At 64.8% G+C, this 12,676-nt stretch carries 13 protein-coding genes; 8 read left to right on the top strand and 5 right to left on the bottom strand.

What is annotated here, in order from left to right; translation table 11 throughout:
- Positions 1-18 precede the first annotated feature (18 nt).
- The 4 genes from JJB99_RS22505 to JJB99_RS22490 all read left to right on the top strand — a co-directional run bounded on the left by JJB99_RS22505 (position 19) and on the right by JJB99_RS22490 (position 3,047).
- On the top strand, positions 19-225 hold the full coding sequence (locus tag JJB99_RS22505) for a hypothetical protein (protein WP_200494498.1): 207 nt from the start codon (positions 19-21) through the stop codon (positions 223-225).
- 121 nt (positions 226-346) lie between these two features.
- Positions 347-1,546, top strand: a complete 1,200-nt coding sequence (locus JJB99_RS22500; RefSeq protein WP_200494497.1) for a CaiB/BaiF CoA transferase family protein — start codon at positions 347-349, stop codon at positions 1,544-1,546.
- Positions 1,547-1,554: 8 nt separating this feature from the next.
- Positions 1,555-2,691 carry a thiolase family protein gene (locus JJB99_RS22495; protein ID WP_200494496.1) on the top strand — a complete coding sequence of 379 codons (1,137 nt, stop codon included), beginning with the start codon at positions 1,555-1,557 and terminating at the stop codon, positions 2,689-2,691.
- Positions 2,688-3,047, top strand: a complete 360-nt coding sequence (locus JJB99_RS22490; RefSeq protein WP_200494495.1) for a Zn-ribbon domain-containing OB-fold protein — start codon at positions 2,688-2,690, stop codon at positions 3,045-3,047. The genes JJB99_RS22495 and JJB99_RS22490 overlap by 4 nt, the downstream gene beginning before the upstream one ends.
- A 265-nt stretch (positions 3,048-3,312) precedes the next feature.
- On the opposite strand, the gene JJB99_RS22485 is transcribed toward JJB99_RS22490, so the two are convergent.
- Positions 3,313-3,561: a hypothetical protein gene (locus tag JJB99_RS22485; RefSeq protein ID WP_200494494.1), complete on the bottom strand. Its 249-nt coding sequence runs from the start codon at positions 3,559-3,561 to the stop codon at positions 3,313-3,315.
- A 32-nt stretch (positions 3,562-3,593) separates the two neighbouring features.
- Here JJB99_RS22485 and JJB99_RS22480 point away from each other — a divergent pair, with 32 nt between their 5' ends.
- Both JJB99_RS22480 and JJB99_RS22475 read left to right on the top strand, forming a co-directional pair.
- Positions 3,594-4,121 carry a carboxymuconolactone decarboxylase family protein gene (locus tag JJB99_RS22480; RefSeq protein WP_200494493.1) on the top strand — a complete coding sequence of 176 codons (528 nt, stop codon included), beginning with the start codon at positions 3,594-3,596 and terminating at the stop codon, positions 4,119-4,121.
- A gap of 26 nt (positions 4,122-4,147) precedes the next feature.
- Positions 4,148-4,450 carry a nucleoside triphosphate pyrophosphohydrolase family protein gene (locus JJB99_RS22475; protein WP_200494492.1) on the top strand — a complete coding sequence of 101 codons (303 nt, stop codon included), beginning with the start codon at positions 4,148-4,150 and terminating at the stop codon, positions 4,448-4,450.
- 15 nt (positions 4,451-4,465) lie between these two features.
- Here the strand turns inward: JJB99_RS22475 and glsA are convergent, their stop codons facing one another.
- The 4 genes from glsA to JJB99_RS22455 all read right to left on the bottom strand — a co-directional run bounded on the left by glsA (position 4,466) and on the right by JJB99_RS22455 (position 10,111).
- Entirely contained in the window at positions 4,466-6,313 is a 1,848-nt protein-coding gene (gene glsA / locus JJB99_RS22470) for a glutaminase A (RefSeq protein WP_200494491.1), read from the bottom strand.
- 20 nt (positions 6,314-6,333) lie between these two features.
- Complete coding sequence (locus tag JJB99_RS22465) at positions 6,334-8,406, bottom strand: TRAP transporter permease (RefSeq protein WP_200494490.1); 2,073 nt, start codon at positions 8,404-8,406, stop codon at positions 6,334-6,336.
- A 150-nt stretch (positions 8,407-8,556) separates the two neighbouring features.
- A complete protein-coding gene (locus JJB99_RS22460; protein WP_200494489.1) occupies positions 8,557-9,723 on the bottom strand; it encodes a TAXI family TRAP transporter solute-binding subunit in 1,167 nt (388 codons plus the stop codon).
- 166 nt (positions 9,724-9,889) lie between these two features.
- Complete coding sequence (locus JJB99_RS22455) at positions 9,890-10,111, bottom strand: acetyl-CoA carboxylase biotin carboxyl carrier protein subunit (protein WP_200494488.1); 222 nt, start codon at positions 10,109-10,111, stop codon at positions 9,890-9,892.
- A gap of 95 nt (positions 10,112-10,206) precedes the next feature.
- On the opposite strand from JJB99_RS22455, the gene JJB99_RS22450 reads away from it, so the two are divergent.
- A complete protein-coding gene (locus JJB99_RS22450) occupies positions 10,207-11,181 on the top strand; it encodes an IclR family transcriptional regulator (RefSeq protein WP_200494487.1) in 975 nt (324 codons plus the stop codon).
- Positions 11,111-12,670 (top strand): acyl-CoA carboxylase subunit beta, encoded by a 1,560-nt coding sequence (locus JJB99_RS22445; protein WP_200494486.1) that lies wholly within the window; start codon positions 11,111-11,113, stop codon positions 12,668-12,670. Before JJB99_RS22450 ends, JJB99_RS22445 begins: the two co-directional genes overlap by 71 nt.
- Positions 12,671-12,676 lie beyond the last annotated feature (6 nt).

Below are 12,676 nucleotides of genomic sequence, written 5' to 3'. Positions count from 1 at the left end.
TGATTGGCGAGACGCATCATGAGCAATGACTACGAATCTTCGCTGTCGATGGACGCCCTCAACGAGCGCATCGCGATCCTCGAGGACAATATTCGTCAGCTGATCGAGCAGGCCGCGGCCGCCTCCGGCGAGCAGAACGAGTCGCGCATCGCCGACCGCATCAACCAGCAGAACGAAGAGCTCGACCGGCTCATCAAGATCCGCGAATCCCGCCAGAAGAAATAGCATCCGCACTGCCGCGCATGCGGCCATACGCCGGCCGCCCTTGCGCGCGTGGCGCCGCTGCCGTTAGCTGGACCGACATCGCGGGCCGCTTTCCAGAGCCCGCGCAATCGGGAGCGAACGGATGGGGCCGCTGAAAGGCATCAAGGTAGTCGACATGACCACCGTGCTGATGGGGCCCTATGCGACCCAGATGCTCGGCGACTACGGTGCCGACGTGATCAAGGTGGAATCGCTCGACGGCGATGTCACCCGCCTGATCGGCCCGATGCGGCACGCCGGCATGGGACCGGTGTTCCTCAACACCAACCGCAGCAAGCGCTCGATCTGCTTCGATCTGAAGAAGCCCGCGGGCCGCGAGGCCGTGCTGCGGCTGCTGAAGAACGCCGACGTTCTCGTCTACAATGTCCGTCCACAGGCGATGGCGCGGCTCCAGCTCGGCTACGACGTCGTCTCCGCGATCAATCCGCGCCTCGTCTATGCCGGCGTGTTCGGCTTTGGTCAGGACGGGCCCTATGCGGCAAAGCCCGCCTATGACGATCTGATCCAGGGCGCGACCGCCTTGCCGGCGCTGATGGCGCAGACCGGCGATGGCGTGCCGCGTTACGTTCCGAACGCGCTGGTCGACCGCATCGTCGGCCTCACGGCCGTCGGCGCGATCTGTGCCAGCCTCGTGCACCGCGACCGCACCGGGCGCGGGCAGCGTCTGGACATCCCGATGTTCGAGACCATGGCCGGTTTCGTCATGGGCGACCACATGGGCGGGCTCACCTTTGAGCCGCCGCTCGACAAGGGCGGCTACGCCCGCCACCTCTCGCGCGACCGCAGGCCGTACAAGACGTCGGACGGCTATCTCAGCGTCATCGTCTACAATGACAAGCAGTGGGAGAACTTCTTCAAGGCCACGGGCCGTGACGATCTGCGCGCCGATCCGAAGTTCGCAACCTTCGCGGGGCGCGCCGCCAATATCGATGTCGTCTATGCCGAGCTCGCCCGGATATTCGAGACGCGCACCACGGCGGAGTGGATCGAGCTCTTGACCAAAGCCGACGTGCCCGTGATGCCGATGCATGACCTCGCCTCCATCTTGCACGATGAGCATCTGGAGGCGACCGGCTTTTTCCCCGTGGTCGAGCATCCGACCGAAGGCCCGATCCGCAGCATGAAGGTGACGGCGAGCTGGTCGGAAACGGAGGCCGAACCGGTGCGCCTCGCGCCGCGGCTCAACGAGCATGGCGCCGAGATTCTTCGCGAGATCGGCTACTCGGCTGACGAGATCGCCGGCATGGTCCGCGCCGGCGTCACGCGCTCGGCGCCGGAGTAGGAGGTACCATGAGCTTCATCACCGGCGTCGGCCTCACGCCTTTCGGCAAGCACGAGGGCTCGTCCTCGCTCGACCTGATGAGCAAGGCCGCGCAAGCCGCGCTCGACGATGCCGGGCTCAAGCGCGCCGAGATCGACGGCATCCTCTGCGGCTACTCCACCGTCTCCCCGCACATCATGCTGGCGACCGTCTTCGCCGAGCATTTTGGCATCCGCCCGTCTTACGCCCACGCCGTGCAGGTCGGCGGGGCCACGGGCCTCGCGATGACCATGCTCGGGCATTATCTCGTTGACGCCGGCGTCTGCCGCAACGTGCTCGTCGTCGCCGGCGAGAACCGGCTGACCGGGCAGAGCCGCGACGCCTCGATCCAGGCGCTGGCGCAGGTCGGCCATCCCGATTACGAGGTGCCGCTGGGGCCGACCATCCCTGCCTATTATGGTCTCGTCGCCACGCGCTACATGCACGACTACGGCGTCACCGAGGAAGATCTCGCCGAATTCGCGGTGCTGATGCGCGCCCACGCCTGCACCCATCCCGGCGCGCAATTCCACGATCCCATCACGGTCGCCGACGTCATGGCCTCCAAGCCCGTGGCGATGCCGCTCAAGCTGCTCGACTGCTGCCCGGTCTCCGACGGCGGCGCCGCCTTCGTTATCAGCGGGGAGCGGACCGGCGAGCCTGGGGTGTGCATCCGCGGTTGCGCCCAGGCGCACACCCATCAGCACGTCACGGCTGCGCCAAGCTTAAGCGATCTCGGCGCTGAAATCTCGATCGCGCGCGCCAGGGAGGCCACGGGCCTTGCGATCTCTGACGTGCGCTACGCCGCGATCTACGACAGTTTTACCATCACGCTCGCGATGCTGCTGGAAGACCTCGGCCTTGCCGGCCGGGGTGAGGCGGCCGCGCGGGTGCGGGCTGGCCATTTCAGTCGCGGTGGCGCGATGCCGCTGAACACACATGGCGGTCTGCTCAGCTATGGCCATTGCGGCGTCGGCGGCGCCATGGCGCATCTGGTCGAGGCGCATTTGCAGATGACGGGGCGGGCGGCCAGCCGTCAGGTGCGCGACGCCTCGATCGCGCTCTTGCACGGCGATGGCGGCGTGCTGTCGTCCCATGTCAGCATGTTTCTGGAGCGGGTGCGATGAGGGAGCGTCTTGCCGATTGGACCAAGGGCGAGCAGGCGATCACCTATCAGACCTGCACCGCATGCGGCCATGTGCAGTATTTTCACCGCCCCTTCTGTGAGGCCTGTGGCACGTCCGACCCGCGCGAGGCGCGTGCCAGCGGAAAGGGCAGAGTCTATGCGACCTCGCTGGTCTGCCGCGCCGCCGCGCCCGAGACGCGCGCGCACGTGCCCTACAACATCCTGCTGGTCGATTGCACCGAGGGATTTCGCATGATGGCGCATGGCGACAACGCGCTTGCCATCGGCGACGAGGTCACCGCGAGCTTCAAGCCGTTTGCCGGAAAGCTGGTGCCGTTCTTCACGAGAGAAGGGTAGCGGGATCCGTCATTCGGGGGCGGTCCGGAAGGACCGAGCCTGGAACGGGTATTCTGGGCCTGGCTTGCCAGGGCCGCGCTTTGCGCGGTCCCGGGAGGGCCACCCCGGAATGACGAAAACTCTGAAACGCTTAGCTAGCGCCCGTAGAACAAGATGCTGGCGATGACGAGCATCGCCGTCACCGCCAGCATATGCGCGAGCGCTCCCGAGGCCGCCCCCTTGGTGGCTTCCTTCATGCCGTGTTCTCCCTAGACTTGGGCGTGACTCATCGTTGCGCGGTTGATGCGCAAAGACGGCCAATTGTTTGTACTCGGAACACCCCTTGCGAGTATCCGCCGCGATGTGTCCCCACGCGGCGAATATCGACTGTGCCAAGGTCGATCAGCAATGCGGCGGCATTTTGACTCGATGTTGTTGCTCCCGCGTCTCCGCCAGAATAGAGTTTTGAGGAACCTATTCCGGCAACGACAATAAGCATCAAAAGCTGCAGGAATACTGCAAGGACAAACTCCAAGGAAAAACTCCAAGGAAAAACTCAGGTAAATCATGGCCCGTATCAACTACAGTGACCCGATCAACGCGTCCGACCGTACCCGCGAAATTCTCGACAAGAACCGCAACGCCAACATCTTCCGGATGATGGCGCACTCACCGAGCTACTTCGAGCAATATTGCCGCCTCGGCGGCGCCATCCGCCACAAGGGCGAGCTCGATCCGGTCGTGCGCGAGCTGGCGATCACACGCACCGGCATCTTGTGCGAGGCGCCCTACGAGATCGTCGCGCACAAGCGCATCGGCAAGAATGTCGGCGTCACGGACGAGCAGAACGAGGCGCTCGAGAACTGGCAGGCTGCGACCTGCTTCGACGAGACGCAGCGCGCCGCACTCGCCTTCACCGACGAGATCGTCAGGCTGAAGAAGCCGACGGATGCGACCTTCAAGGCGATCGCCTCGAAGCTGACGCCGGCCGCACTGGTCGAGCTCCAGCTCTCGGTCGGGTTCTACATCATGACGTCAAAGTTTCTGGAGACTTTTGAGATCGATCTCCAGCCCGTCACCGAAGTGGTGGGCTGATCCGCAAGTCGCGGCGAGGGATGCAAATGACGATCGATGAATATGCGGCCTGGGCGGCTGGCGTTGCGAAAGTCGATGAGCATCCGTCCAACGAGCGGCTGTCCTATCTCGGCCTCGGCCTCGCCGGCGAGTCCGGCGAGGTCGCCGACCACATCAAGAAGCTGCTCCGCGACAACTGGCTCGATAAGGCCGGTCTCGTCGAAGAGCTCGGCGATGTGATCTATTACTGGGCCTGCCTGTGCGCGGCGACCGGCCAGCAGCCCTCCGAATTGCTGAAAGCGAGCGCAGCGCGGATCAATCGCCGGCTCAGCGAGGCCGCGAGCCGTTGAGCCGAACCGGCGCGCTCACGTCGACGTCAGGATATCCACCTTGGCATTGGCGACGATCAGGCGGTCGGCCAGCAACTGGGCCAGATTGCGCATGATGCGTTCGCTGGCGCGGGGATGCTGCTTGCGGAAGCGTTCGAAATCCTTCAGCGGCACCTCGAACGCGGTGGCCGCCATATCGGCAAAAACATCAGCCGACCGCGTCGGCTCCAGCAGCGCCATCTCGCCGAAAGCCATGCCGGCGGTCAGTGTCGCCAGCCTGACGCCGTCGGGCAGCGTGACATGCACCGCGCCGCTGCGCAGGAAGAATACGGCGTCGGCAGGATCGCCTGTCGTGATGATCTTCGCGCCCGACGGATAGGTCCGGATCGTGCAGATCGAGGCAAGGTCGGTCAGCTCTTCCTCGCTGAGCCCGGCCAGCAGCGGCTGCTCGGCAAGCTCCGTGGTCTCGTGGAAATCGATCGAGCCGCCATAGCGGTAGACGATCTGGTCTTCGGCCCATTCGATCGCAGTGTCGAGCAAATAGAAGTCGCGGACGTTCTTCAGCTCCGCGGTCCATTCCCGCAAGCTGTCCCATTCCTTGGAGGCGCGCCGGACGCCCGAAATCACGACGGTCACGTTCAGCGCCGCCAGCTCCTCGAACGCCTCGGCCACCAGCCGCGCGCCGGCGCGGGTGGTGGAGGTGACGCGGTGCAGATCGAAGATCACGAATTGCGGCCGCGGCCGGCCCGCGAGCCGGCGCGAGACGTAGTCGACCGCCGAGAGCGACAGCGTGCCGACCAATTCGATGATCCGTACCTCCTGCTCATGCGCGGCGAGGATACCGCGCTCCTGCGGCCGGCGGACGCGCCGCGACGGGCTCCTGCCGATGTCGTAATCGGCGATGATGGCGTTACGCGCATCGTCGCTGCGGTTGAGCATGTGCAGATCGTAATGCGAGGACAGCGCCTCGCAGACCCTGATGCCGCGCACGCTGTTGCCGTGCTTGTCGAGCTTTGGCGAATAGCTGCCGAGCCCGAGGCGGGCAGGGAGGGCGGCCAAGATGCCGCCGCCGACGCCGCTCTTGGCGGGGATACCGATCCGGTAGATCCATTCGCCGGCATAGTCGTACATGCCCGACGACGTCATCACCGACAGCGAGCGCGAGATCGCGTAAGCGCTCAGCACCTGCTCGCCCGAGACCGGGTTGACGCCGCGATTGGCGAGCGTTGCCGCCATCACCGCGATGTCGCGCGCGGTGACCAGCACCGCACATTGCCGGAAATAGACGTCGAGCACGGCGGTGACGTTGTCGGAGATCACCGCGTTGGTCTTGAGCAGATAGCCGATGGCGCGGTTGCGGTCGCCGGTCTGGCTCTCGGAAGCGTAGACCGCCTCATCGACGGCGAGATCGCGTCCGGCAAAGCGGCTGAGGGCGCGGCGGATCTGCTCGAAGGCGTCCGCGCCCTTGCTGTCGTAGATCAGCCCGGTGCAGGCGATCGCGCCGGCATTGACCATTGGGTTGAACGGATGGTTGTCGGAGTTGAGCCGGATCGAGTTGAAGGGATCGCCGGAGGGCTCGACACCGATCGCGCTCTCGACCTTGTTTGCGCCGAGCAGGTCCAGCGCCAGCGCGAACACGAACGGCTTTGACATCGACTGGATGGTGAAGGGCACCCTGGAATCGCCGACCTCGTAGACATGCCCGTCCAGGGTCGCGAGGCTGATGCCGAAATAAGCAGGGTCGGCCTTGCTCAGCTCGGGAATGTAGTCGGCGACCGCGCCCGAGGTCTCCGCCGAGAATTCGTCGAGGCAATTGTCCAGAAACCGCAGCAAAGGCGGCTTCGAACGGGTCCAGGCGGAGGCTGCGGGCGAGAGCGGTTTCATCGCCCACTTGTGCAACGCAATCAGGGCACGCGCAACCCGTCAGGCACGACGGTCTGCCGCCGAACCAGCAGCAGGGCCAGCAAAACTGTGGGCACGAGGATGGCAAGGCCGAGCAGTGTCACCTGCAGCTGCGACAGCGGCATGATCCCGCCGCCCGGCGTCGCCACCACGAAGCCGCCAATCACCAGCAGCACGCGGATCGGCCATTGCAGCGCTCCGGTGCCGCGCAAGTCGCCGACGAACGGCTGGTAGCCCTGGATGCCGCCGCAGATGAACAGCGTGCCGAATGCGGCCAGCGCCATCAGGCCGAGACCGGCGAGATAGGGGCTTGGTCCCTGCAGCACCAGCGCCGGATTGAGCACGAAGAAGAACGGGATGAAGTAGATGATGCTGCCGACCCACATCGATTCCCAGCCCGTCTTCATCGCCGGCGAGCCGGCGATGCCGGCGGCGGCGAAGGAGGCGATCGCGACCGGCGGCGTGATCGAGGACAGCATACCCCAGTAGAAGATGAACATGTGCACCGCCATCCTGTTGAGCCCGAGCTTCTCCAGCGCAGGCGCGACCAGGATGGCGAGGAAAATGTAGCAGGCCGTCGTCGTCAGCCCGAGGCCGAGGATCAGGCTGGTGAGCGCACACATGCCGAGCAGCAGGAACGGGTTGTCGCCGGCAATGTGCAGCAAATCGTTGGCAAGGCTCGACACCACACCGGTCATCGAGAACGCACCGATCAGCAGGCCGCAGCCAGCGAGGATGCCGACGAGCTCGACGAAGGTGCGGCCGTTGACCTCGAGGAATTTGCCGATGGTCGCGAGCGTCCAGCGCGTATCCCTGGAGAAGAACTGGTTGAGCACCAGCAGCAGCGCGGTCGCGTAGAACGGTGCGTGGCTCTCGCGCTTGAAGTAGAGCAGCATCACGATCAAGAGCGCGATGACGAAGACGTAGTACCAGCCGTCCTTGATCGTCTCCTTGATGCGCGGCAGCTCGGCGCGCGGAATCCCCTTCAGCTTGTGGCGCGCGGCATAGGCGTCGACCTGCATGAACAGGCCGACATAATAGAGAGCCGCCGGAATGATCGCGGCGACCGCGACTTCGGCATAACTGACATTGAGGAATTGCGCGATCACGAAGGCGGTCGCGCCCATCACCGGCGGCGCCAGCACCGCGCCGGTCGACGCGCAGGCCTCGATCGCACCGGCATAGGAGGCGCGGAAGCCGCTCTTCTTCATCACAGGAATGGTCATGGTGCCGGCGGTGAGCACGTTGGAGATGATCGAGCCCGACATCATGCCGAGCAGGCCGCTCGCAAAGATGCACACTTTCGCCGCGCCCCCGCGAAAAGTGCCGCACAGTGCGAAGGCGAGATTGATGAAGAATTTGCCAGCGCCGGTCATCATCAGCGCGGTGCCGAACACGAGAAAGCCGATCACGGTGTCGGCAAAGGCCTGGATGGGAATGCCGAGCAGGCTCTCGCCCGATAGCACGTGATAGGCGGTGGCCTGCTCCAGCGTCGATTGCGTGCCGCGGAACGGTCCAAGCCAGCCCGACTCGGCAAACAGCGGATAGACGGTGAAAGGGAGCACGCTGAGCAGCAGGCTCCAGCCGCCGGTGCGGCGCAGCGCCTCCATCAGCATCACCCACATCACGAGGCCCGCGGCGATCACGCTGTTCGGCGCGCCGCCGAACTCCCAGCCGGCCTCCGCGGCCTTGCGCACGTTCGACATCAGCAGCAGCGCCGCGGCGAAGGTCACGACGGAGAAGACGAGGTCGTACCACGGAATGCGGTCGAGCGATGCGCGCTCCGTCCCCGGGAAGATCAGGAACGTGAACGGCAACATCAATGCGATCAGAAGATAAAAATACTCGGTGTTGAGCTGGGTATATCCGACGAAGAAGCGCAGCGAGAATTGCTGGTTGATGCAGAGCAGGATGGTCGCCGCGGTCGCGGCGATCAACGTCCAGCGCCAGGCGCCGCGCAAGCTGCGGACGCGCGTGACCTCCGCTTCCTGCATGTTGGCGGCCGCGCCATGCGGATCGTCGAACACGATCCGCTTGGCCTGTGCTTGCGGGTCGGAAATGGAAGCAGACGACATGATCGACCCCGCGCGTGGGTTGTGAAATGCTAACTAAAGCACAATGGCAATTGGTTGAGTCGGTCGGGCCGCGGGCGGCTTAACCTCTCCCGCAAGCAAGCGGGAGAGGGGGCGCACCGTCTGCGTGGCAACAATCGGGTCCATCCCGCCCTAATCCTCGAACCCGTTCGGCATGCCGGCCTTGGCAAGCGCGGCGGCGCGCGCCTTCATCCAGCCGTCGAGGAACGCCTTGTCATCAGACGGGGGGCTGGACTTGCCGTACTCCGTCCATGCGGCGCCGAGCACCTCCTGGCGCTTGATCAGCTGGTTGTTGTGCGCCTCTTGCCCGTCGCTCCACTGGCCGGCTTCCTTTAGCGCCTTCACCGCGCCGGGATGCACCGGCACCACCCAGTTCTTGGTCTGGCGGTCGGCGGCAAGCCCGCCGGCGCCGGGCGCGGAGTCCTTGTAGGCATCGTAGTTCACGATCATCGCCTTGGTGATCGCATAGACCTGATCGGCCGGTTGCGAGGCGTAGGCGACGAAGATCGGGTAGGGATAGTTGCCGAGCTCGATCGGCTTCTCCGGTGTGATGCCGGCGCCGCACGTGGCTGTCTGCGGGAAGAAGAACGAGCCGACCTTCTGCATCCGCGCCCAGCCGTCCTTGTCCTTGGCCGGCAGCGGCGGCCAGACCAGGCCGCGCGGCGAGGTCTCGGCTTCCTTGGCAGGGCCGGTGATGGTGGTGCCGAACGCGGCATCGGTATCGTTGTTGATCAGGCCCTTCCACATCGCGCCGTAGCTGGCGAACTCGACGATCTTGACGTCCTTCTGCGTCAGCCCGGCGAAGGCGAGCACCGCGAGCGAGTTCTGGTTCAGCGCCGGCGAGCCGACCACGAAGCCGACGCGCTTGCCCCTGAGGTCTTTCAGCTCCTTCACGCCGGTATCGGCGGCAACGCCAAGCGAGCCGCAATTGCAGTCGACGCTCGAGAGCAGGATCTGGAGCGGCTGCGGGCCCCATTCCTTCGCGCCGAACTCGAACACGCCTTCCTGCGCGAAATAGCTGCCGGATCCCATCGCCGACGAGGCCGCACGCTTGGCACGCAGCGGTGCAAGCCGCGCGACGTCGTTGCCGGCGGGGAGCACGCGCACGTCGGTGCCGTATTTGTCCTTCATCATCTTGCCGACCCCGACCGCGATGTTGAAGCCGGCGGTGCCGGTGTCATAGGCGGTGAAGGTCAATGTCGGCGGCAGCTTGATGTCTTCTGCGAATGCATAGCGTGTAGACGCAAACGAAATGCCCGCAACCAAGGCAGGCGCGAGCATGATCAGCCCACGAAGCATGTTTCCCTCCAATGGTCCTCGCTTGCATCGCGAGGAATTTCTTACTTTGTTTGAAACAGGTTTTTATTTGAGACAGATCATGTCACCGCCATCAAGCGATGGCAACGCTGTAGCCCGAAGGTACGAATGAGGCAGACAGAATGTCGCGGAGATAGCGCTGATGCCGTCAACTCGCGACGATCGCGATCGTCTGTCCCTCGGCGACCACGTCGTCGAGCTTGACGAGCAGCGATGTGATCGTGCCGCTCGCGGGCGAGGGCACGGGGATCTCCATCTTCATCGCCTCGACCACCACAACGTCATCGCCATCCGCAACGGTTCCTCCAACTTGCACGGGAGTTGCGCAGATGCGACCGGCGATTTCGGTGACGATCTTAATTTCTGGCATGCCATCGCCTTTTTGTTGTCGTCGCAAAATGCCTGAGGTAGCGTCGTTCACAAAGTGGAATTTAATTCCGCAGAGCGGAACAAACGGTAGGGAACATGGGACGACGATCGGAGCGGTTGAGTAGGCAAGGTGCGCTCGCTGGCGACGCCGGCGAAGGTGATGTCATCCAAGTGGTGTCGCGCGCGTTCGACGTGTTGCGATGCTTCGAGGGCCATGAGGCGCGGCTCGGCAATCTCGAGATTTCGAATCGCTGCGGCCTGCCGCGCTCGACGGTGTCGCGGCTCACGCACACGCTGACGCGGATGGGACAGCTGGTCTATCTGCCGCGCGATCAGAAATATCGCATCGGCCCGAGCGCGGTGGCGATGAGCGCCTCGATGATGAAGGGCGCGCAGCTGCGCAGCATGATCCGCCAGCGACTGCAGGAAGTCGCCGAGCAGCTGCCCGGCACGGTCGGCTTCGTCGTGCCCGACCGCTTCCATCTGGTCTATCTCCAGTTCGCGCGCTCGGCCTCTGCGCTCGGCCTGCACGAGGGCACCGGCAGCCGTATCTCCATGGCATCCACCGCCGCGGGCGCGGCCTACACCGCGGCCTTGGCGCCCGAGGTCAGCGATGCCTTCATCGCCGACATGGAGCGGGAAGCGCCCGAGGCGGCAAAAATCCTCAAGCCCCGCATCGAGGCCAACCGGCAGTCGCTGCGCGAGCGCGGCTATGTCGTGGCCTGCGGCCTGTGGAGCCCGCACATCAACGGCCTCGCGGTGCCGATCTGGTCGCCGCAGTACCAGACCTTCGTCGTCATCACGATCGGACTTCTGTCGGCGATGTACGACGAAGAGCGCCTGCATGCCGAAGTCGCGCCGCCGATGCTTGCGCTCGGCCGCTCGCTCGGCAGCCTGATGGAGGGCGCCGAAGGCGACGTCTTCAACAATCGCATCTCGCGCAAGCCGGTCGCCATGGCCGTGCACAACAATAACAAGCCGATCAATTCGGAGGGAGTGAATGAACTGGAAGCCGGAACTCGACGAGCTCGCCCGGCGCGAAGCCTTCGCGCGGGAGATGGGCGGCGTTGACAAGGTCAAGCGACAGCATGACCAGGGCCGGCTGACTGTTCGGGAGCGTATCGACGGACTGATCGACAAGGGCAGCTTCCACGAGATCGGTGCCGTCGCCGGCATCGGCGAGTACGATTCCGGCGGCGATCTCAAAAAACTGACGCCGGCGAACTGCGTGTTCGGCCGCGCACGCGTCGATGGCCGCACTGTGGTGGTCGTTGGCGACGACTTCACCGTGCGCGGCGGATCGGCCGATGCGTCGATCTCGGCCAAGCCGCTGATGGCGGAGGAGATGGCGCACGACTTCCGCCTGCCCATCATCCGCATCATCGAAGGCTCTGGCGGCGGCGGCTCGGTCAAGACCATCGAGACCAAGGGCGCGGCAAACCTGCCGGGCGGCATTGGCGGCACGCGCTGGTATCGCTTCACGACCGAGAATCTGTCGCGCGTGCCGGTGGTCGCGCTCGGCCTCGGCTCGGTCGCAGGCCTTGGCGCCGCGCGCCTTGCCGCCAGCCACTATTCCATCATGACGCGAAAGTCCGCGATGTTCGTCGCAGGCCCGCCGGTGGTGAAGGCGCTGGGGCAGGACCTCTCCAAGGAGGAGCTCGGCGGCGCCGACATCCAGACCCGCGCCGGCGCGGTCGATCATGCCGTCGATACGGAGGAGGAGGCCTTCGCCTGCGCGCGGCGTTTCCTGTCGTATCTGCCGTCGTCGGTCTACGAGCTGCCGCCGACCTTGCCCTGCGCCGACAACCCCGAACGTAGCGACGAAGCGCTGATGAACGCGGTGCCGCGCAACCGCAAGCAGGTCTACAAGATGCGGCCGATCATCGAGTCCGTCGTCGACAAGGGCTCGTTCTTCGAGGTCGCCAGGAATTTTGGCAAGCCGATCATTGTCGGTCTTGCCCGGCTCGAGGGCAGGGCGGTGATGGTGCTTGCCAGCGACAGCTTTCACTACGGCGGCTCCTGGACCGCGGATGCCTGCCAGAAGGTGGTGCGCTGGGTCGATTTCGCCGAAACCTTCCATCTGCCGATCGTCTATCTCATGGACTGTCCCGGCTTCATGATCGGCCTCGATGCCGAGAAGGCGGCGACCATCCGCCATGGCGTCCGCGCCATGGCCGCGGTCAACCAGACCACCGTGCCCTGGTGCACTGTGATCCTGCGCAACGCCTTCGGCGTCGCCGGCGTGGTGCATCAGCCCGCCGACCGCTTCTCGATCCGCTACGCCTGGCCATCGGCCTATTGGGGCTCGCTGCCGCTCGAAGGCGGTATCGAAGCCGCCTATCGTGCCGACATCGATGCGGCCGAGGACAAGGCGGCGAAGTTGAAGGAGATCGAGGAGCGGCTCAACAAGCTGCGCTCGCCGTTCCGCTCGGCCGAAAAGTTCTGGGTCGAGGAGATCATCGATCCCCGCAAGACGCGTTCGTTGTTGTGCGAGTTCGCGCGCCTCGCCGAGCCGCTGCGAAAAGCAGGACCTCCAGCGAACATGACGATCCGGCCATAGGATTGT

The sequence above is a fragment of the Bradyrhizobium diazoefficiens genome (assembly GCF_016616235.1).
Taxonomy (GTDB): Bacteria; Pseudomonadota; Alphaproteobacteria; order Rhizobiales; family Xanthobacteraceae; genus Bradyrhizobium; species Bradyrhizobium diazoefficiens_H.
This window is presented reverse-complemented; position numbering and strand designations above follow the sequence as displayed.